Source organism: Streptomyces sp. NPDC047706 (genome assembly GCF_043204795.1).
In the GTDB taxonomy this organism is placed as follows: domain Bacteria; phylum Actinomycetota; class Actinomycetes; order Streptomycetales; family Streptomycetaceae; genus Streptomyces.
Genome location: NZ_JBIDCW010000004.1, coordinates 94,934 through 114,565, shown reverse-complemented (window position 1 = coordinate 114,565; position 19,632 = coordinate 94,934). Strand labels below are relative to the sequence as shown.

Sequence of the window (19,632 nt, the reverse complement as noted above, 5' to 3'; positions counted from 1 at the left end):
CGAAGCGCTTTGTCGCAGTAACCCACAGTTGGCCCAGCTTCGCGAGCGGCCATGACGTGCGTACCGAATGATGGCGTCACGACAGCGGAACCTTCCGCCGACTGGTCTACACCACCTGGCGGACGGTCGCCAAACCCGGTCCCTCCGGGAGGAGTCCGATGACCGCCGACAGCGCCGCCCGTCCCGCTCGCAACCGCTGGAACACCTTCTTCCAGGGCATGCAGAAGATGGGCCGCAGTCTCCAGCTCCCCATCGCGGTCCTCCCGGCGGCGGGCATCCTCAACCGGCTCGGGCAGCCGGACCTGTTCGGCGACGAGGGGCTCGGCTGGACCGACGTCTCCAAGGTGATGGCCGGGGCGGGCGGGGCACTGCTGGACAGTTCCCTCGGCCTTCCCCTTCTCTTCTGTGTCGGTGTGGCGATCGGCATGGCGAAGAAGTCGGACGGCTCGACGGCGCTCGCGGCGGTCGCCGGGTTCCTCGTCTACTTCACGGTGCTGCGCCAGTTCCCCGAGGAGTGCCCGGCCGGGGCTCAGGTGGTCCTCGCGGGCTGCCGGGCCGAGGACGGAACGGTGTCGGTCTTCACGTACCAGAATCCGGGGGTCTTCGGCGGCATCGTCATGGGGCTGCTGTCCGCCTACTTCTGGCAGCGCTACCACCGTACGAAGCTGGTGGACTGGCTCGGCTTCTTCAACGGGCGGCGGCTCGTGCCGATCATCATGGCGTTCGTGGCGATCGCCTTCGCGGTGCTGTGCCTGTGGGTCTGGCCGCCGGTCGGTGCCGCGCTGGAGAGCTTCAGCGACTGGATGAGCGACCTGGGCGCGTGGGGCGCGGGCGTCTTCGGCGTCGCGAACCGGGCGCTTCTCGTCGTCGGCCTGCACCAGTTCCTGAACGTGCCCATCTGGTTCCAGTTCGGCACCTACACCGAGCCGGACGGCACGGTGGTGCACGGCGACATCAACATGTTCCTGGCGGGCGATCCGGACGCGGGCCAGTTCACCACCGGCTTCTTCCCGATCATGATGTTCGCGCTGCCCGCCGCGGCCCTCGCGATGACCCACTGCGCGAGGCCGGACCGCCGCAAGGAGGTCGGCGGTCTGATGCTGTCGGTGGCACTGACGTCGTTCGTCACCGGCATCACCGAGCCGCTGGAGTACTCGTTCCTCTTCGTGGCCCCCGCCCTCTACGTGGTCCACGCCCTGCTGACCGGCCTGTCGATGGCGGTGTCGTGGGGCCTGGGCGCGAAGGACGGCTTCAGCTTCTCGGCCGGCCTGATCGACTACGTCATCAACTGGAACCTGGCGACCAAGCCGTGGCTGCTGATCCCGATCGGTCTGGCGTTCGCGGCCGTGTACTACGCGATCTTCCGTTTCGCCATCACGGCGTTCGACCTGAAGACGCCGGGACGGGAGCCGCCGGAGGAGGTCGAGGACGTCACGAAGGTCTGATCCCGGGGGCACTGCGGGTAGCCGGGCGGTAGCAGGAATCACGGGTTCCTTATGCGGCCTTCATCGTGCTACAACAGGTCTACACCACCAGGTGGTGTAGACCACCGGACGCCGCCGTCCCCCTTCCTTTTCTGGGCGGCGCCATGCCCTCCCCCAGCCTGGAGCCGGGGGTACACCCAGGAGGAAGTTGTGTCCACGGCCAGCGCCGCTCCCGCGGCCGAGAAGAAGAAGGGCTCCGGCGCGATGGCTGTCCTGCAGCGTGTCGGCCGCAGCCTGATGCTGCCGGTTGCCGTGCTGCCCGCCGCCGCGCTGCTGGTCCGCTTCGGCAACGCCGACATGCTCGGCGACCCGTCGTACCCCGCCTTCCTGACGAAGATCGCCGCCTTCATGACGGCCGGCGGCAACGCCATCCTCGACAACATGGCCCTGCTCTTCGCGGTGGGCATCGCGATCGGCTTCGCCAAGAAGTCGGACGGCTCCACCGCCCTGGCGGCGGTCGTCGGTTACCTGGTCTTCAAGAACGTGCTGGCCACGTTCACCGACGGCAGCCTGCCGAAGAAGGAAGCCATCGTCGACGGCAAGATCGTCATGGTCGAGCAGGCGGTGGACGCCAAGGTGCTCGGCGGTGTGGTCATAGGCATCGTCGTGGCCCTGCTCTACCAGCGCTTCTACCGCACCAAGCTGCCCGACTGGGCGGGCTTCTTCGGTGGCCGCCGTCTGGTCCCGATCCTCGCCGCTTTCGCGGGCCTGATCATCGGCATCGTCTTCGGCTACATCTGGCCGGTCCTCGGCACCGGTCTGCACAACTTCGGTGAGTGGCTGGTCGGCTCCGGCGCCGTCGGCGCGGGCATCTTCGGTGTCGCCAACCGCGCCCTGATCCCGATCGGCATGCACCACCTGCTGAACTCCTTCCCGTGGTTCCAGGCCGGCGAGTACGAGGGCAAGAGCGGCGACATCGCCCGCTTCCTGGCCGGAGACCCGACCGCGGGCCAGTTCATGACGGGCTTCTTCCCGATCATGATGTTCGCCCTGCCCGCCGCCTGCCTGGCGATCGTGCACTGCGCCCGCCCCGAGCGCCGCAAGGTCGTCGGCGGCATGATGTTCTCCCTCGCCCTGACCTCGTTCGTCACCGGTGTCACCGAGCCGATCGAGTTCACCTTCATGTTCATCGCGCCGGTGCTCTACGCCATCCACGCGGTGCTGACCGGCGTCTCGATGGCGCTGACCTGGGCGCTCGGCATGAAGGACGGCTTCGGCTTCTCGGCCGGCGCGGTCGACTTCTTCCTGAACCTGGGCATCGCGACCAACCCGTGGGGCCTCGCCCTGGTCGGCCTGTGCTTCGCGGCGGTCTACTACGTGGTCTTCCGCTTCGCGATCACCAAGTTCAACCTGCCGACGCCGGGCCGCGAGTCCGACGAGGAGCTGGCGGAACTCCAGAAGGCCGAGGCGAAGTAGTCCCGCCCGACCGTTCGAAGGCCCCCGGAGCTCGCCTCGCTCCGGGGGCCTTCGTCCTGTCGTCGGCGCCGTGACCGTCAGATGTCGTACGACTTCCCGGGGACCGCCAGTTCCACCGGACCGTCGTACACCGCGCGTGCGTCGGCGAGGTTGACCTCGGGGTCGGTCCACGGGGGGATGTGGGTGAGCACCAGCCGGCGGGCACCTGCCCGCCGGGCCGTCTCGCCCGCCTCGCGGCCGTTGAGGTGCAGGTCCGGGATGTGCTCCTTGCCGTGCGTGAAAGCGGCCTCGCACAGGAAGAGGTCGCTGTCCCGGGCGAGTTCGTCCAGCGCGCCGCTGACTCCGGTGTCGCCGGAGTACGTCAGGGTGCGTCCGGCGTGCTCGATCCGGATGCCGTACGCCTCGACGGGATGCGCCACGCGCTCGGTGTGCACCGTGAAGGGGCCGATGTCGAACGTGGACGGCTTGACCGTGTGGAAGTCGAAGACCTCGCTCATCGAGGAGGCCGACGGCGTGTCGGCGTAGGCGGTGGTCAGACGGTGCTCGGTGCCCTCGGGGCCGTAGACCGGCAGGGGGTCGCAGCGGCCTCCGTCGTGGCGGTAGTAGCGCGCCACGAAGTAGCCGAGCATGTCGATGCAGTGGTCGGCGTGCAGATGGCTGAGGAAGATCGCGTCGAGGTCGTAGAGACCGCAGTGGCGCTGCAACTCGCCCAGGGCGCCATTGCCCATGTCGAGAAGCAGCCGGAAGCCGTCGGCCTCGACGAGGTAGCTCGAACAGGCCGATTCCGCGGACGGGAAGGACCCCGAGCAGCCGACGACGGTGAGCTTCATGAAGCAGAAACCTCCGCGGGCGGATGTGAGGAAAGGGGGGTCGTGCGGTCCGTCGAGCGTAAGGCGCAAAACGTCCGGTCGCTCCTCCGCCTGGGGCCGTTGTGGGGGAACTCACCTGTGCTGTCACCGGTTCGGCTGGACGCGGGGAGCACGCGGCGTGGCGGAGGGCGCGCGTGCGGGTGCGTACGCCGGTAACGTCATCGTATGGACACGTCCTGGTGGTTGGCACTCGCAGCGGTGGTGCTGCTCGCGCTGGTCGCCGCGCTCGTGGACGGCTGGGGGCGGCGACGGCCCGAAGGCCGGCGGACGCGGCCGCCGGGTCGCGCGCAGGGACCGGCCGCCCGGCCGCGGGCCGCGGAGATCTGGTGGGCGAGCGTGCCCTTCGAGGACGGGCCCGGCGCGAAGGACCGGCCCTGCCTGGTGCTGGCGGTGCACGGCCGGCGGGCGACGGTCGCGAAGATCACCAGCAAGTACCACGACGAGCGGGCCGGGGTGATCCCGCTGCCGCCGGGTTCGGTCGGCGACACCCAGGGCCGGGCGAGCTTCCTGGAGACGGACGAGCTGCGCGAGGTCGCGGTGTGGGACTTCCGGCGCCGCGTCGGGGTGGTGGACCCGGTCCTGTGGGACCAGGTCCGTCACCTCGCGACCTGAGCGCTCCGGCCTCGGGCCGGGCCGCTCAGGCCCACGCCGCTCAGGCCCAGAGCTGCCCCTTCAGGGTCGCGATCGCTTCCTCGGTCGTCGCGGCGGTGTAGACGCCGGTGGAGAGGTACTTCCAGCCGCCGTCGGCCACGACGAACACGATGTCCGCGCTCTCCCCGGCCTTCAGCGCCTTGTTGCCGACGCCGATCGCCGCGTGCAGGGCCGCGCCGGTGGAGACGCCCGCGAAGATGCCCTCCCGCTGGAGCAGTTCACGCGTGCGGGTGACCGCGTCGGCGGAGCCGACCGAGAAGCGGGTGGTCAGCACCGAGGCGTCGTACAGCTCGGGTACGAAGCCCTCGTCGAGGTTGCGCAGGCCGTACACCAGGTCGTCGTACCGCGGCTCGGCGGCGACGACCCGCACGTCCGGTCTGTGCTCGCGCAGGAAGCGGCCGACGCCCATGAGGGTGCCCGTGGTGCCGAGGCCGGCGACGAAGTGGGTGATCGAAGGGAGGTCGGCGAGGATCTCCGGGCCGGTGGTGGCGTAGTGCGCGCCGGCGTTGTCCGGGTTGCCGTACTGGTAGAGCATCACCCAGTCGGGGTGCTCGGCGGAGAGTTCCTTGGCGACGCGTACGGCGGTGTTGGAGCCCCCGGCGGCCGGGGAGGAGATGATCTCCGCGCCCCACATGCCGAGCAGGTCGCGGCGCTCCTGGGAGGTGTTCTCCGGCATCACGCACACCATGCGGTAGCCCTTGAGCTTGGCCGCCATGGCGAGGGAGATGCCGGTGTTGCCGGAGGTGGGCTCGAGGATGGTGCAGCCCGGGGTGAGCCGGCCGTCCTTCTCGGCCTGCTCGATCATGTGCAGGGCGGGACGGTCCTTGATAGAGCCGGTCGGGTTGCGGTCCTCCAGCTTGGCCCAGATCCGGACCTCGGCGGACGGCGACAGCCGCGGCAGGCGCACCAACGGGGTGTTGCCCACCGCGGCCAGCGGGGAGTCGTATCGCATCGGGGGCCGGAGCCTTCAGGCCATGCCGCCGGCCACGGCCGGCAGGATCGTGACGTTGTCGCCGTCGGTCAGCTTGGTGTTGATGCCGTCGAGGAAGCGGACGTCCTCGTCGTTCAGGTAGACGTTGACGAAGCGGCGCAGCTGGTCCCCGTCCACGATGCGGGCCTGGATGCCCGCGTGCCGGGTGTCGAGGTCGGTGAACAGGTCGGCGAGGGTGGCCCCCGTGCCTTCGACGGCCTTCTGGCCGTCGGTGTACTGGCGAAGGATGGTGGGGATGCGGACCTCGATGGCCATGGCTCAGGGCTCCTGTCGAAGGAAGTCAGGTCGGGGGGCGCGGCAGCGCAGGTGACAGCGGGTCGTGCGTACGTCGCGCCGCGGCTCACGGCCGTGCGGCGGCAGGCGTCGGCGTCAACAGATGGCGCTGGCGAGCCTGCACAGGTCGACGTGCAGCCGCGCCACGAGCAGGGCGCCCGGCGTCTTGTCGCTCACGTCGAGGAAAACCATGGGCTCATCGTATCGATTCCCGGTCCGGGTCCTGGAATGTGATCTCGGATAGTGGATGAATTCTGACCGAATCCCGGGATCAGTAGGACTCCACGACCCTGACCTCCTCCTCCGTGACCTCGCCGTCGACGATCCGGAAGGACCGGAACTGGAAGTCGCCGAGGCCGTCGGTGTCCGCGGTGGAGACGAGGACGTAGTGGGCGCCGGGCTCGCCCGCGTAGGAGATGTCCGTGCGGGACGGGTACGCCTCGGTCGCCGTGTGCGAGTGGTAGATGATCACCGGCTCCTCGTCACGGTCGTCCATCTCGCGGTAGAGCTTGAGGAGATCGCCGGAGTCGAACTCGTAGAACGTGGGCGAGCGGGCGGCGTTCAGCATCGGGACGAAGCGCTCGGGGCGGCCCTCGCCCACCGGGCCCGCGACCACGCCGCACGCCTCGTCGGGGTGGTCCTCACGCGCGTGGGCGACGATCTGGTCGTGCAGGGCCTGGGTGATGGTCAGCATGCCCGTCAGGATAGACAGAAGGGCCGCCCCGTACCGAGGGGTGGTACGGGGCGGCCCACATGCCGGACGTCCTGAGCGGCGGCGGCAGGGAGTACCACGAGCACCCGCTGCCGCCGGACGTCCCCGGCGTCGGTCAGCCGACCTTCTCGAACTCGCGCGTGCGGCGCTCGGCGATCCGCGGGTTGCGCGACGTGAGGACCATCCAGCCGATCCCCAGGGCGGCCGCCCAGCCGGCCATCACGTAGAGGCAGACGCGGGCGTCCGCGTCGTAGGCGATGATGCCGGTCACGAAGAGCAGGAACGCGATGGCGACGTACGAGCACTTCGCGCCGCCCGGCGCCGGGAAGGACGAGGCCGGCAGGCGCCCCGCCTCGACCGCGCGGCGGTACAGGACGTGGCTGATCAGGATCATCAGCCAGGTCCAGATGCCGGCGGCGGTGGCGATGGAGGTGACGTAGCCGAAGGCCTTCTCCGGGACGACGTAGTTCAGGACCACGCCGATGCCCATGAAGCACACGGAGACGAGGATGCCCAGTGCGGGCGTCCTGGTCGACGACAGCCTGGCGAAGACCTCGGGGGCCTCGCCGCTCGCGGCCAGGTTCCGCAGCATGCGGCCGGTGGAGTACATGCCGGAGTTGCACGACGACAGCGCCGCGGTCAGCACGACGAAGTTGACGATGCCGGCGGCGGCCGGGATGCCGATGACCGCGAAGGCCTTCACGAAGGGACTGACGCCCTCCGCGAACTCGGTCCACTTCACCACGCAGAGGATGACGGTGAGGGCACCGACGTAGAACAGGGCGATGCGCCAGGGCAGGGTGTTGATCGCCTTGGGGAGGGTCTTCTCCGGGTTCTCGGACTCGCCGGCCGTGACACCGACCAGCTCGACCGCGAGGTAGGCGAACATGACGCCCTGGAGGGTCATCAGGGACGAGCCGACGCCCTTGGGGAAGAAGCCGTCGAAGGCCCAGAGGTTGGAGACGGCCGCCGCGTCACCGGCGCTGCTGAAGCCGAAGGTCAGCACGCCGAGGCCGATCACGATCATGCCGATCAGGGCGGTGACCTTGACCATCGAGAACCAGAACTCCAGCTCGCCGAAGAGCTTCACGGAGATCAGGTTGACCCCGAACAGGATCACCAGGAAGACCAGTGCCGTCACCCACTGCGGGACGGACGGGAACCAGTAGTTGACGTAGATCGCGGCGGCGGTGAGTTCCGCCATGCCGGTGACGACCCACATCAGCCAGTACGTCCAGCCGGTGAAGTAGCCGAAGAACGGGCCGAGGAACTCGCGGGAGTACTCCGCGAAGGAACCCGAGACGGGGCGGTGGAGCAGGAGCTCGCCGAGCGCCCGCATGATGAAGAAGATGATCACGCCGGCGAGGGCGTACATCAGGATCAGGCTGGGGCCGGCCTTGGCGATGTTCGCCCCGGCACCCAGGAACAGGCCGACGCCGATGGCGCCGCCGATCGCGATCATCTGGACCTGACGGCTGCCGAGCCCGCGCTCGTAACCCTCTTCAGGAGCGTCCGTGACCTTCTCAGAGGTCATGTGCAGTGCGCCTTTCTCCATGCCGACCCGGACCTCTGGTCGGCCTCGGACCGGGTTTCGATCCCCCCCGGATTGATGGAGCTGAGCAGCGCTCCCAAGGCCGCTCGTGCCTGGCCGGCGGTCGCCGGCTCGGTGGCGCACCCGGCGCGACAACAGGGTGGTGTTCGCCGGGCGGTCGTGAAGATCTATCACGGCCGCGACACGGATCACCGAGGTGCCGCGTGACTCGCGGCACAGGAAAAAACCGGACAAGGATCGTCACATGCGGACGGAACCGGCCACGGTGGTGACAGGATCGCTATCCGGATTTGAGCGTCCGCTGAGCGAACACGGCATCCCCGCAATCAGGGCAAAAGAGTGGAGATCAAGGTCTCCTGGAGCCCACCGAGCCAGAGATACGCCATCACCATCGGCTTGCGCGGGTCCTCGTCCGGCAGCCGGTAGAGCAGGTCGGTGTCGTCCTCGTCGGTGATCTCCAGCCGGGAACCGATCGCGAGACGCAGATCGTTCAGGGCGCCGAGCCACTGCTGGGACCGCTCCGGAGTCAATTGCAGCACCGCCCCGCCGTCCCCCGGGGAGGCCAGCTCGTCCAGCGAGCGGATCACCGCGAGGGCGTTCTCCCGCTTGCCGGCCCGCAGGTCGTTCTCGGTGTAGCGGCGGAACTCGGCGGAGTGCGCCCGCTGCTCCTCGTCCGCCACCGGCTCCTCGGGGTCGCTGTAGGCGTCCGGGAACAGGCGGCGGAGCACCGGGTCGGAGGGCGGTTCGCTCGGGCCCTCGGCGAACAGCTCGGCCAGCGGGTCGGCGGAGGAGTCCTCGCCGGGGCCGGGGCCGATGAGCTCCAGCAGCTGGACGGCCAGCGACCGGATGATGGAGATCTCGACGTCGTCGAGCGCGACGGCCGCGCCGCCGCCGGGGAGCGGTTCGAAGGTTCCTGGCATGGCGGCGATCGCTACTTCCGGTCCTGCTGGAGGGTGGCCCACAGACCGTAGCCGTGCATGGCCTGCACGTCGCGCTCCATCTCCTCGCGGCTACCGCTGGAGACGACCGCCCGGCCCTTGTGGTGGACGTCGAGCATGAGCTTGGTGGCCTTGTCCTTGGAGTAGCCGAAGTACGACTGGAAGACGTACGTCACATAGCTCATGAGGTTGACCGGGTCGTTGTGGACGATCGTGACCCAGGGGACGTCCGGCTCGGGGACGGCAGAGACCTCCTCCGCCGACTCGGTGCGTTCGATCTCGATGGGAGCGGCTGACGTCACAACTCCCATGCTGCCATGGGCGCGATAAATCGTCACACTGACGAAATGGGGTGTAGCATCGGTTGCCATGAACACAGCGGACCTTGGGCTGCCGGTGGACGTCCCCTCGACCGCCCTCTTCACTGACCAGTACGAGCTGACGATGCTCCAGGCCGCGCTGCGGGGCGGCACCGCCGGGCGGCGCAGCGTCTTCGAGGTCTTCACCCGGCGGCTGCCGGAAGGGCGCCGGTACGGCGTGGTGGCCGGGACCGGCCGGGTGCTGGACGCGGTCGAGAACTTCCGCTTCGACGCGGGCGTCCTGCGCTTCCTGCGGGAGCGCGGGATCGTCGGCGAGGAGACCCTCGACTGGCTCGCCGCGTACCGCTTCTCCGGCGACATCTGGGGCTACCCCGAGGGCGAGGTGTACTTCCCCGGCTCGCCGGTCATGCGGGTCGAGGGCAGCTTCGCGGAGTGCGTGCTGCTGGAGACCGTGCTCCTGTCCATCCTCAACCACGACTCCGCGATCGCCGCGGCGGCGTCCCGCATGTCCTCGGCCGCCGGGGACCGCCCGCTGATCGAGATGGGCGCCCGCCGCACCCATGAGCTCGCCGCGGTCGCCGCCGCGCGCGCCGCCTACGTCGGCGGATTCGCCTCCACCTCGGACCTCGCCGCCGGCTTCCGCTACGGGATCCCCACGGTGGGCACCTCCGCCCACGCCTTCACCCTGCTGCACGACCGCGAGCGGGACGCCTTCCAGGCCCAGGTGGAGTCCATGGGCCACGGCACGACCCTGCTGGTGGACACGTACGACGTCGCGGAGGCCGTCCGTACGGCGGTGGAGGTCGCCGGGCCTGAGCTGGGGGCCGTGCGGATCGACTCGGGGGATCTGCTGCTCGTCGCGCACCGGGTGCGTCAGCAGCTGGACGAGCTGGGCGCCACCGGCACGAAGATCATCGTGACCTCGGACCTCGACGAGTACGCCATCGCCTCGCTGGCGGCGGCGCCCGTGGACGCGTACGGCGTCGGCACCCAGCTGGTGACCGGCTCCGGGCACCCGACGGCCGCGATGGTCTACAAGCTGGTCGCCCGCGCCGAGTCCGAGGACCCGAAGGCGCCGCTGGTGCCGGTGGCGAAGAAGTCGTCCGGCGGCAAGATCTCCGTCGGGGGCCGCAAGTGGGCCGCGCGCCGGCGGGACGAGCAGGGGGTGGCAGAGGCGGAGGTCCTCGGCACCGGGGACCTCCCGGCGGGGCTGGTGGACCGGCAATTGCTGGTGGAGCTGGTCAAGGGCGGTGAGGTGGTCGCCCGCGAGCCGCTCGACGCCATCCGTGACCGGCACATCGCCGCGCTCGCCGGCCTGCCCATGTCGGCGACCCAGCTGTCCCGGGGGGAGCCGGTCCTGCCGACGGAGTACCTCACCGAGGACCAGCCGCGGGGCGCGTGAGCGTGCGCGCCCCGAAGCGCCCCCTCCCGCAGTGTGCCCGGAGTCTCTAGGCTCGGAGGTTCAGGTTCACGCACCGGACCGGGCCCGCACCCCGGCACCAGGCTCCGCACCGACCCGTACCGCCGGGACCACGACCGCGAGACCTCATAACCGAAGGACACCGACCATGCGCCGCGCCTTGATCGTCGTAGACGTGCAGAACGATTTCTGCGAGGGGGGCAGCCTCGCGGTGTCCGGGGGTGCCGATGTCGCTGCCGCGATCACCGAGCTGATCGGGCAGGCACCCGCCGGGTACCGCCACGTGGTGGCGACCCGGGACCACCACATCGCGCCCGGCGGCCACTTCGCGGACAACCCCGACTTCGTGCACTCCTGGCCCGCGCACTGCGTCGCGGGCACGGAGGGGGTCGGCTTCCACCCGAACTTCGCCCCGGCCGTCGCCTCCGGCTCGGTCGACGCGGTCTTCGACAAGGGCGCGTACGCGGCGGCGTACAGCGGTTTCGAGGGCACCGACGAGAACGGCGTCCCGCTGGCCGACTGGCTGCGCGAGCGGCAGATCGACGAGGTGGACGTGGTGGGCATCGCGACCGACCACTGCGTACGGGCGACCGCCCTGGACGCGGCCCGCGAGGGCTTCCGCACCCACGTCCTGCTCGACCTCACGGCAGGCGTCGCGGAGGCCACGACGCAGCGCGCCCTGGAGGAGCTGCGCGAGGCGGGCGTGGAACTGTCGGGGAAGCCGGTCGTCTGAGGGCCGGTCGTCCGAGGCTCACGGCGTCCCTCCGTCCCGGCCGGCCCGCCGTGCCCGCACCACGACGCCCCCGCGGGGCCACCGAGATCCCGTCCGGGTCCGCCGAGCCGCCGGTGCGGGCGGAAGACCGGCCCCGGTCGCCGGACGCCCCCGAGCGGCCGCTCGACCCCGCCGGGCGGGGCAGGCAAGGGGCCGGCGGGGCACCCCGCGGCAGGCGCTCACGCCGCCGGGCGGGCCGGGGCCCGCGTCGTCACATCTGAGCCGTCGGGCGGCGCAGGAGGGCCCTGATGGGGCGCCAGAGCTCCTGGGTGAGGTCCGGGCCGCCGCGTGCCGCGTCGGGGGCCGTACGCCATATCAGGCCGTCCGGGTGGTGGAGGACCGCCGTGATCTCGTCGGGAGTGGGCGGGGCCGCGTTGCCGCGCAGGTAGACCGCCCGCAACCCCAGGTTGCGCAGCCTGGTCAGGGCGCGTGCCCGGTTCTGGGCGTGGACGAGCACCCGTACCGCGGCGGACCCGTCGGCGGCGGGGCTGGGCAGGTTCAGGGCCACCACGACCGTGCCGTTCGGCAGCTTGCAGAAACCTCCTGCGGCCATCTCTTCATACCCCCGCGTCTGCCGGTGTCAATAAGGGAACCACAGGACGCACCTAAACACGGATCGGCGGTGACCCGCCAGGGGGTCACCGCCGATCACGCTCTGACCTGGGCAGATACCGATTACCTACCCGCGGGGCCGACCTCCAGCTCGATCGTCGAGCCGTTCGCGGCCTCCTTCAGGATCTTGATCTTCGTGTTGGTGTCAGTGATCTTGACGCCGCCGGTCGGGTTCGACTCGTCGTAGTAGTCACCGGTGCGGTCGTTGAAGACCGAAACACCCTTCGACCCCGGGATGTACTTCGCCACGTCCGCCTTGTGCAGCGTCATGCCGTCGGTACGGCCGAGGCTGAACGGGGAGTCGTACGACTGGATGCGGTTGCGCATCAGCGTGCCGTCGGCCCACTTGAGCGCGGTCGGGTGGGAGTCGATCGGCAGCACCAGACCCGTACCCGCGTGCTGGCTGGTGTTGTTGTCCGCCTGGGAGGTGTCCCACTTCCAGATCAACAGGCCGTTCTGGTACGCGTAGTGCTCCACCCAGTCCGGGCGTTCCGTGAAACCGAAGTTGTACGGGCCGACCTTGAGGGTCTTGTCGTACGACACGTACTGCCGGTTCTCGGCGATGTAGTACTGCGCGTAGTCCTTGGTGAAGGACGCGCCGACGCGGGAGAAGCCGGTGGCCGTCCAAGCGGCGTCCGCGCTCTCGGCGTTGTCGGAGAAGACGGGCGCGCCGTCCGCGATGACCTTGATCGCGTCGGCCGTGAAGCCCTTCAGGGCCACGCCGCCGTCGGTCTGGTAGCGGAAACGCAGGCCGATCTTCTGGCCGGCGTAGGCGTCGAGCGGGTACGCGAACTTCTGGTAGCCGTCGAGCGTGCCGTGCAGGGCGGGCTTGTCGCTGCCGTCGCGCGGGATCGCCTGGCCGTCCACCGTGCCGTCGAGGGCGGTCCAGTTGGCGCCGCCGTCCGTCGAGACCTCGGTGTAGAGGTAGTCGTAGTTGGCCTCGATGTCGTACCAGCCGTCGAAGGTCAGCTCGGCTGACGACCTGCCGGTGAGGTCGACCGAACGCGTCAGGGTGTTCCTGAGGTTGTCACCGCTGCCGCTCCACCACTGGGTCTGCCCCTCGGAGGGGGTGATGATCTCGGTGGTGACGGCCTTCTCCGGAAGCGTGACGACCAGCGCCTGCTTGTGCTTGGTGTTGTACTCCGCGACGCCCAGCTTGTGCCAGGAGTTGACCCCGGCCTTGGCGGTGTCGTAGTTCAGCCAGCCGAGCTGGAGCTTGTCCCAGGCGGTCATGTCGCCGGGCAGGTCGCCGATCTCGTTCTTGCCGGAGCCGAGCCAGGAGCCGGACGACATCAGCGTCCAGAAGCCGGTGGAGTTCTCGCCGCCCGCGGTGTCGTAGTGGTCCGGCAGACCGAGGTCGTGACCGTACTCGTGGGCGTAGACGCCGAGTCCGCCGTTCTCCGGCTGGACGGTGTAGTCGCCGACCCAGATGCCCGTGGAGCCGACCTGCGCGCCGCCGAGCTTGTTCTGCTCGGGGCCGGTGGCGCCGGCGTCGGTGCCGAAGGCGTACCAGCGGTGGGCCCAGATCGCGTCGGTGCCCTGGGCGCCGCCGCCGGCGGACTCGTCCTCGCCGGCGTGCACGACCTGGAAGTGGTCGATGTAGCCGTCGGACTCGTTGAAGTCGCCGTCGCCGTCGAAGTCGTAGCGGTCCCACTCGTCGAAGCGGGCGACGTCCGCCTTGATCTGGGCGTCGGTGCGGCCGGCCGCCTTCTGCTGGGCGACCCAGGCGTTCAGGCCGTCGCTGACGACGTTCCACACGCTCGGGCAGTTGGTGTCACCGCAGGCGTTGTTGCCGTAGCGGGCCTCGTTGTAGGGGACCTTGACCCAGTCGGAGACCTCGCCCTCGACCGAGTAGCGTCCGGAGGACTGCTTCTCGTAGTACGTCTTGACCGAGTCGACGCCCTTGCCGGAGCCGAAGTACAGGTCCTCGAAGTACTCCTGGTCGTAGTCGGCCCGCCAGGCGGTGGAGTTGTCCTTCCTGCGGTCCGGCTTGGCGATCTGGTTGTGCAGCGGACCCGGGGTGCCGCCGTAGCGCGGGTCGGTCCTGTCGCCGAACTCGACCAGGATGGTGAAGATCTTGTCGGTCTTCTCCCGGCCCAGCTCGACGTACTTGGCGTCGCCCTTCTTGCTCTTGAGCTGGACGACCTTGGAGCCGTCGCGCTGCTGCACCGAAGCCTGGCCGGATATGACCTGCTTCAGGGCCTCTTCGCGCTGGGCCTCGACGGTCTTGCTGAGCGGGCCGTCGAGGTTGTGCTCATGGCCCTTGTGGTTCTCCGGCGACGCGGGGTCATGCCGGTCGACGGCGGGCGCCTTGGCCGCGGGGCTGCCCGCGTCCGCCTGGGCCACGGTGAGGCCGGAGATCGTGGCGGCCGCCGTGGCGAGCGCGACCGCGGTGGCAGCAGCTCTCAACGTCCAGGGTCTACTGGTCACTTGAGTTCCTCCCCAGCGTCCGGGCGCGCGGAAAGGGGGGTGATGGAGGTGGTGCGTCCGCGCGCGCCTGATCGACGCGTGTAGTCAAGTGCCGACATTCGACTAGAGGTTGCGGAGAAAAGACAGACCTTGACTTGAGCAGGACAACTGCACTATGCGGAGATGACATCTCGCTTACCGAACAGGACCGGTATGCGTCCGGCGGGCGCGCGGGACGGCCGACCCGGTGGCCGACATGACTCGGTGCGCCCCCTGTGCACCGGCACTGTTGGTCAGGTCACGCTTACGGTTCGTTCCCGTCGGGCATGCACGCGAAGAGATTCTGTCCGCACCCTCCCCCGCAGCGTGAGGCACGGGGGAAGTCCGCCCCCATTCTCCGAGGACACGATTGCCATGCCTCGTCCGACCGCCGCACAGCTCGCCTACGGTTCATGCACCGTGATCTTCTCGACGCTCGCCATGCTGCTGCTGTCACAGACGAGTTCGGGTGCGGGGATCGCGGTCATCGCCGTCGCGGCGCTCCTGCTCGGGCTGCTGGTCGCCATGACGGTGCCCATGCCGAAGCGGACCCCGATACCCGCGCAACGGCCCGCCGCGGACGTGGCGCCGCCGATGCCGGCGACGGCGCACCGCGAGCCCGTACGGGAACCCACGGCCCACTACTAGGACAGCCGCAACCAGCACCCCGTACGGCGGGCCGCCACCTCCCAGGTGCCGGGCCCGCCGTACTGCCGGCCGGCGTCACGTGGTGCTGACCACGACCGTCTTCGCCGCCTTGTCGTGCAGACCCTGCTTGTAGGGCCGGTCGAAGAAGCTCCAGCCGCCGCAGATCGCCGTCCAGACGCAGGCGCAGCAGAACGCGAACGGAATCCAGAGCACCGAAGCGCGAAGCAGGGACGACTGAGCGGAAGGCGTGGCTCCGTCATCCAGCTGTGCCACGCGCATGTTCAGCCATTTCTTGCCGAGGGTCTGCCCCGACCTGGCGATCATGATCGTGTCGTACGCGATGTAGAGCACGGCCGCGATGACGGACTGCCACACGGAGTCGCCCACGTCGACCCGGTCGGCGTCCACCTGGTACTCGTCCACGTCGAAGCCCCAGGTGACCAGCCAGACGACGATGCCGACGAGCACCATGTCGATGATCCGGGCCAGCGTGCGCCTGCCGCTGTCGGCGAGCGGCGGCATGCCGGCGAGCGGGTCGGCGGGGTACTCACCACCGCCGTACGGTCCGCCGCCGGGGGGTCCACCGCCGTACGGGCCACCGCCGTACGGGCCACCGCCGGAGGGCGGGGGCTGGCCGCCGCCGTACGGCGGCGGCTGCTCACCGCCACCGGGGGGCCTGTCGTACGGCGAGCCGGCCCCCTCGCCGGGCGGGGGCTGCTTCTTGAACGGGTCGTCCTCCGGCGGCTGCCCGCCGGAACCGGGGGGCGGTTCGGTGCTCATGGCCCGAGTCGACCGCGAACCCCGCGGGTCCGCATCCGGCGGGGGGCCGTCCGGAGTACCGGCCCCTCAAGGGCGCTCCGGACGCCTTCCCCGTCAGCCCGCCACGAAGGTGTGCGCGGCCTTGTCGTGCCAGCACTGGCGCCACGGCTTGTCGAACACGCACCACAGGACGCCGACGAGGCCGAAGCAGAGCAGGCCGGGGACGCTGTAGACGAGCCAGCGGCGCAGGGCCGCGCCGAAGGACGGGGCCTCGTGGCCCTCGATGTCGCGCACCTCGAGGCCGAGCAGCTTCTTGCCCAGCGTGCGCCCCCACTTGGCGGTGGGCAGCGCCTCGTAGACGACGCCGAAGGCGAGCAGCACGGCGAGGACGATGCCCAGGTACGCCGATGTCGTGCCGTCCAGCAGCCAGACCGTGACCGTCTGGCCGGACAGCCTGGCCTCGTCGATCTTCCCCTGGATGTGGTCGAGCGCCTGTGCGCCGAGCGGTACGGCGGCGACCGCCGTGACCCCCAGGACGAACACGGTGTCGATCAGCCGGGCGGCCAGCCGCTTGCCGAGGCCGGCCGGGCGGGCCGCGGCCTGCCGTCTCGCCGCCGCCTGGAAGACGTCCTCGACCGGGGGCTTCCACGAGGCCATGGGCTGCTCGTCGGGGGCCGCGGCCGCGTTGCCGGCGAGACGGTGCACCTGCTGGGCCCACGAGGACTGGCCGCCGCCGGAGCCCGTGGTGACGGGGGCGGCGGCCTGGGCCTGGTGGGGGACGCTCGCGGCCTGCGGGGCGGGCGCCGGGGCCTGCGCCGCCGCGGCGCGGGCGGCGGCGGCCTTTCCGGCGCCGAAGCCGGGACCACCGGCGTTGCCGGCGACCGGCCCGCCGGGCGGGGGTGCCCAGTCGGCGCCCTGGCCGCCGGACGCGGCGGGACGGGATGCCGCCGGGCCGGGGGCATCCGTGTGAGGGGCCGTCACCGGTCCCGGCGCCGGGGAGCCGGGGTCGGCCGACGGCGTCTGCGTGGCCCCGCCGTGCGCCCCGTCCTGCTGCTCCGTGCGCGGGGTGAGCGCGCGGAACGTCATCGTGCCGGGATCCCCGGCGGCCTCGTCCGCCCCGCCCGCGGCCCGCGACGAGGCGGCCGGGCGGCGGAAGACGAAGGTGTTGCCGGAGGGCGCCGGCTCGGACCCGGCCGACGAGGGGGCTCCCCCCTGTTCGAGCGAAGGCGGGAAACCGGGGGACGGCGCCGCACCGTCCGTACGGGCGGCGCTGTCGTCGGGCTGCCCGGGCGGGTCGGCCGGGACGCGCGGGTCGGAGCCCTGGGCCGCGGGCCAGGACACGCGCCGGTCCGGGTCGCCGCCGAAGCCGGACTGCCGGGAGCGGTCGGCTGCCCAGGCGGTGGCGGGTTCGGGGCGGCTGCCGTGCTGGGCGTCGTGGGCGTCCTGGTGTACCGGCGCGGGGTCCTCGTCGAAGAAGTGCGGTCCGGTCTCCTCCACCGCGGGCTGCGCGGGGCGGGTGCCGGGCGGCGGGGCGAGCGGCTCGCCGTCGGCGGGTGCCGGGCGGCTGGTGCCCGGCACCCAGGCGGCTCCGTTCCAGTACCGGACGTATCCAGGAATGGACGGGTCCGGGTAATAGCCCTCGCGGGGCCTGTCGTCGCCGGGTGCCGGGGTTGGGGCGCTCATGTCCGTCGTCCCGTATCTGCTCGGGGGTGTTCTGGGGGTCTCCACATCTATCAGACCGGCGCAACCCCCACCGCCCGTCCCGCCGGACCCACCCCTTTCGAGCACGGTTGTGCTAGGGCCCGCCCCGGGCCGAAGAACTCGGGAAAACCCGCGTAATGCTCCCGCCCTTGCCCGCTCTCGTCCCGTACGGGCCCGCCCCAGGGCCCCCGACGGAGGGAGAGGCACACCATGCACACCGTGGTGGAGCGCGAACTGGAGCTGAGGCTCGTCCTGTCGCCGGAGCGCGGCATCCCGGTGCCGGCCCGGCTGGCCTACCGCACCGACGACCCCTACGCCGTGCACATCTGCTTCCACGTCGGCTCCGAGCACCCCGTCAGCTGGACGTTCGCCCGGGACCTGCTGGTGGAGGGGGTGTTCCGGCCGTGCGGGCACGGGGACGTGCGCGTGTGGCCTGCGAAGGTGAACGGGCGCGGCGCCGTGCTGATGGCGCTGACCTCACCCGACGGCGACGCCCTGCTGGAGGCACCGGCGGCGCAGGTGTCGGCGTGGCTGGAGCGCACGTTGCGCGTGGTGCCCCCGGGGAGCGAGGGCGAGCAGCTCGGCCTCGACGACGGTCTGGCCCAGCTGCTGGCCCGGTGAGTCCGCTGCGGCCTCAGAACAGCTTGCCGGGGTTGAGGATCCCCAGCGGGTCGAACGCCTGCTTGACCGCCCGCTGCATCTCCACCCCGACGGGGCCGATCTCACGCGCCAGCCACTCCTTCTTCAGCACGCCCACGCCGTGTTCGCCGGTGATCGTGCCGCCGAGTTCCAGGCCGAGGGCCATGATCTCGTCGAAGGACTCCCGGGCGCGGGCGCACTCGTCGGGGTCCTGGGCGTCGAAGCACACGGTCGGGTGGGTGTTGCCGTCGCCCGCGTGGGCGACCACCCCGATGGTGAGCCGGTACTTCCCGGCGATGCGCTCGACGCCCTCGATCAGGTCGCCGAGCCGGGAACGGGGCACGCAGACGTCGTCGATCATCGTGGTGCCGCCGACCGCCTCCAGCGCGGTGAGCGACAGCCGCCGTGCCTGGAGGAGCAGTTCGGACTCGGCCGCGTCGTCCGCCGGGACGACCTCGGTGGCGCCGGCGGCCTCGCACAGCGCGCCGACGGCGGCGAGGTCGGCGGTCGGATCCGGGGTGTCGAAGGCCGCGAGCAACAGGGCCTCGGTGGTCTCCGGCAGCCCCATCGCGGCCATGTCGTTGACGGCCTTGACCGTCGTACGGTCCATCAGTTCCAAAAGGGAGGGGACGTGCCCGCCGGCCATGATCCGGCACACGGCGTCGCAGGCGGCGGCCGCGGAGGCGAACTCGGCGGCCAGCACCAGCTGCTGCGGCGGCTTGGGCCGCAGCCCCAGGACGGCCCGGACGACGATGCCGAGGGAGCCCTCGGAGCCGACGAACAGGCGGGTGAGGTCGTACCCGGCGACGCCCTTGGCGGTGCGGCGGCCGGTGGACATCAGGCGGCCGTCGGCGAGGACGACGTCGAGGCCGAGGACGTACTCGGCGGTCACCCCGTACTTCACGCAGCACAGGCCGCCGGAGGCGGTGCCGATGTTGCCGCCGATGGTGCACATCTCCCAGCTGGAGGGGTCCGGCGGGTAATAGAGGCCGTGTTCGCCGACGGCGCGGGAGAGGGCGGCGTTGACGACGCCGGGTTCGACCACGGCGATGCGGTCGACCGGGCTGATCTCCAGGATCCGGTCCATCTTCGTCAGCGACAGCACCACGCAGCCCTCGGTGGCGTTGGCCCCGCCGGACAGGCCGGTGCGGGCGCCCTGCGGGACCACCGGAACGCGCAGCTCGGTGGCGACGCGCATGACGTGCTGGACCTGCTCGACGGTGCGCGGCAGCACGACCACGGCCGGGGCGCCGGCCGGGCAGAAGCTCGCCATGTCGTTGGCGTAGGAGGCGGTGATGTCGGGGTCGGTGAGGACGGCCTCGGCCGGCAGGCCCGCGAGCAGCCGGTCCGTGAGGTTGCCCTGCGCTTCGTCGGGAGGGGCTTGGATACGGCTCATGATCACAGAGTGTCACCCGGGGCCATCGGTG

At 70.8% G+C, this 19,632-nt stretch carries 20 protein-coding genes; 7 read left to right on the top strand and 13 right to left on the bottom strand.

The genetic code is table 11. The features are described from left to right. The first annotated feature begins 158 nt into the window (after window positions 1-158). On the top strand, window positions 159-1,445 hold the full coding sequence (locus ACGF8A_RS06020) for a PTS transporter subunit EIIC (RefSeq protein WP_393104694.1): 1,287 nt from the start codon (window positions 159-161) through the stop codon (window positions 1,443-1,445). Window positions 1,446-1,634: 189 nt separating this feature from the next. Further along, a complete protein-coding gene (locus tag ACGF8A_RS06015; protein WP_393104692.1) occupies window positions 1,635-2,900 on the top strand; it encodes a PTS transporter subunit EIIC in 1,266 nt (421 codons plus the stop codon). A 77-nt stretch (window positions 2,901-2,977) separates the two neighbouring features. Here ACGF8A_RS06015 and ACGF8A_RS06010 read toward each other — a convergent pair whose 3' ends face one another. Beyond that, window positions 2,978-3,730 carry an MBL fold metallo-hydrolase gene (locus tag ACGF8A_RS06010; protein ID WP_393104690.1) on the bottom strand — a complete coding sequence of 251 codons (753 nt, stop codon included), beginning with the start codon at window positions 3,728-3,730 and terminating at the stop codon, window positions 2,978-2,980. Between the two features lie 204 nt (window positions 3,731-3,934). Here ACGF8A_RS06010 and ACGF8A_RS06005 point away from each other — a divergent pair, with 204 nt between their 5' ends. After that, window positions 3,935-4,381 (top strand): type II toxin-antitoxin system PemK/MazF family toxin, encoded by a 447-nt coding sequence (locus ACGF8A_RS06005; protein ID WP_393104688.1) that lies wholly within the window; start codon window positions 3,935-3,937, stop codon window positions 4,379-4,381. Window positions 4,382-4,421: 40 nt separating this feature from the next. Here ACGF8A_RS06005 and ACGF8A_RS06000 read toward each other — a convergent pair whose 3' ends face one another. The 7 genes from ACGF8A_RS06000 to clpS all read right to left on the bottom strand — a co-directional run bounded on the left by ACGF8A_RS06000 (window position 4,422) and on the right by clpS (window position 9,197). Next, window positions 4,422-5,372, bottom strand: a complete 951-nt coding sequence (locus ACGF8A_RS06000; RefSeq protein ID WP_393104686.1) for a PLP-dependent cysteine synthase family protein — start codon at window positions 5,370-5,372, stop codon at window positions 4,422-4,424. Window positions 5,373-5,387: 15 nt separating this feature from the next. Then, window positions 5,388-5,666: a MoaD/ThiS family protein gene (locus ACGF8A_RS05995; protein ID WP_393104684.1), complete on the bottom strand. Its 279-nt coding sequence runs from the start codon at window positions 5,664-5,666 to the stop codon at window positions 5,388-5,390. A gap of 114 nt (window positions 5,667-5,780) precedes the next feature. Then, on the bottom strand, window positions 5,781-5,876 hold the full coding sequence (locus tag ACGF8A_RS05990; RefSeq protein ID WP_365457717.1) for a putative leader peptide: 96 nt from the start codon (window positions 5,874-5,876) through the stop codon (window positions 5,781-5,783). A 79-nt stretch (window positions 5,877-5,955) separates the two neighbouring features. Continuing rightward, window positions 5,956-6,378: a Mov34/MPN/PAD-1 family protein gene (locus tag ACGF8A_RS05985; RefSeq protein WP_393104682.1), complete on the bottom strand. Its 423-nt coding sequence runs from the start codon at window positions 6,376-6,378 to the stop codon at window positions 5,956-5,958. Window positions 6,379-6,511: 133 nt separating this feature from the next. Further along, a complete protein-coding gene (locus ACGF8A_RS05980; RefSeq protein WP_393104680.1) occupies window positions 6,512-7,930 on the bottom strand; it encodes an amino acid permease in 1,419 nt (472 codons plus the stop codon). A gap of 344 nt (window positions 7,931-8,274) precedes the next feature. Continuing rightward, window positions 8,275-8,868: a DUF2017 domain-containing protein gene (locus ACGF8A_RS05975; RefSeq protein WP_393104678.1), complete on the bottom strand. Its 594-nt coding sequence runs from the start codon at window positions 8,866-8,868 to the stop codon at window positions 8,275-8,277. A gap of 11 nt (window positions 8,869-8,879) precedes the next feature. Next, entirely contained in the window at window positions 8,880-9,197 is a 318-nt protein-coding gene (clpS, locus tag ACGF8A_RS05970) for an ATP-dependent Clp protease adapter ClpS (RefSeq protein ID WP_141314019.1), read from the bottom strand. Window positions 9,198-9,255: 58 nt separating this feature from the next. Between clpS and ACGF8A_RS05965 the strand changes: the two genes are divergently transcribed. Together ACGF8A_RS05965 and ACGF8A_RS05960 are read left to right on the top strand one after the other, a co-directional pair. Then, window positions 9,256-10,608, top strand: a complete 1,353-nt coding sequence (locus ACGF8A_RS05965; protein ID WP_393104675.1) for a nicotinate phosphoribosyltransferase — start codon at window positions 9,256-9,258, stop codon at window positions 10,606-10,608. A gap of 166 nt (window positions 10,609-10,774) precedes the next feature. Continuing rightward, the gene (locus ACGF8A_RS05960; protein WP_393104673.1) at window positions 10,775-11,359 is read left to right on the top strand and encodes a nicotinamidase; all 585 of its coding nucleotides are present in this window, start codon (window positions 10,775-10,777) and stop codon (window positions 11,357-11,359) included. Window positions 11,360-11,609: 250 nt separating this feature from the next. On the opposite strand, the gene ACGF8A_RS05955 is transcribed toward ACGF8A_RS05960, so the two are convergent. Continuing rightward, on the bottom strand, window positions 11,610-11,951 hold the full coding sequence (locus ACGF8A_RS05955) for a hypothetical protein (RefSeq protein ID WP_393104671.1): 342 nt from the start codon (window positions 11,949-11,951) through the stop codon (window positions 11,610-11,612). Window positions 11,952-12,073: 122 nt separating this feature from the next. After that, window positions 12,074-14,440 (bottom strand): immune inhibitor A domain-containing protein, encoded by a 2,367-nt coding sequence (locus ACGF8A_RS05950; RefSeq protein WP_393104669.1) that lies wholly within the window; start codon window positions 14,438-14,440, stop codon window positions 12,074-12,076. A 393-nt stretch (window positions 14,441-14,833) separates the two neighbouring features. Here ACGF8A_RS05950 and ACGF8A_RS05945 point away from each other — a divergent pair, with 393 nt between their 5' ends. Beyond that, complete coding sequence (locus ACGF8A_RS05945) at window positions 14,834-15,106, top strand: hypothetical protein (RefSeq protein ID WP_393104667.1); 273 nt, start codon at window positions 14,834-14,836, stop codon at window positions 15,104-15,106. A gap of 75 nt (window positions 15,107-15,181) precedes the next feature. On the opposite strand, the gene ACGF8A_RS05940 is transcribed toward ACGF8A_RS05945, so the two are convergent. Together ACGF8A_RS05940 and ACGF8A_RS05935 are read right to left on the bottom strand one after the other, a co-directional pair. Further along, on the bottom strand, window positions 15,182-15,886 hold the full coding sequence (locus ACGF8A_RS05940; protein WP_393104665.1) for an RDD family protein: 705 nt from the start codon (window positions 15,884-15,886) through the stop codon (window positions 15,182-15,184). A gap of 93 nt (window positions 15,887-15,979) precedes the next feature. Continuing rightward, a complete protein-coding gene (locus ACGF8A_RS05935) occupies window positions 15,980-17,548 on the bottom strand; it encodes an RDD family protein (protein ID WP_393104663.1) in 1,569 nt (522 codons plus the stop codon). A 228-nt stretch (window positions 17,549-17,776) separates the two neighbouring features. On the opposite strand from ACGF8A_RS05935, the gene ACGF8A_RS05930 reads away from it, so the two are divergent. Beyond that, on the top strand, window positions 17,777-18,187 hold the full coding sequence (locus ACGF8A_RS05930) for an SsgA family sporulation/cell division regulator (protein ID WP_393104661.1): 411 nt from the start codon (window positions 17,777-17,779) through the stop codon (window positions 18,185-18,187). A gap of 13 nt (window positions 18,188-18,200) precedes the next feature. Here ACGF8A_RS05930 and ACGF8A_RS05925 read toward each other — a convergent pair whose 3' ends face one another. Continuing rightward, complete coding sequence (locus ACGF8A_RS05925; RefSeq protein WP_393104659.1) at window positions 18,201-19,607, bottom strand: FAD-binding oxidoreductase; 1,407 nt, start codon at window positions 19,605-19,607, stop codon at window positions 18,201-18,203. Window positions 19,608-19,632: the final 25 nt, after the last annotated feature.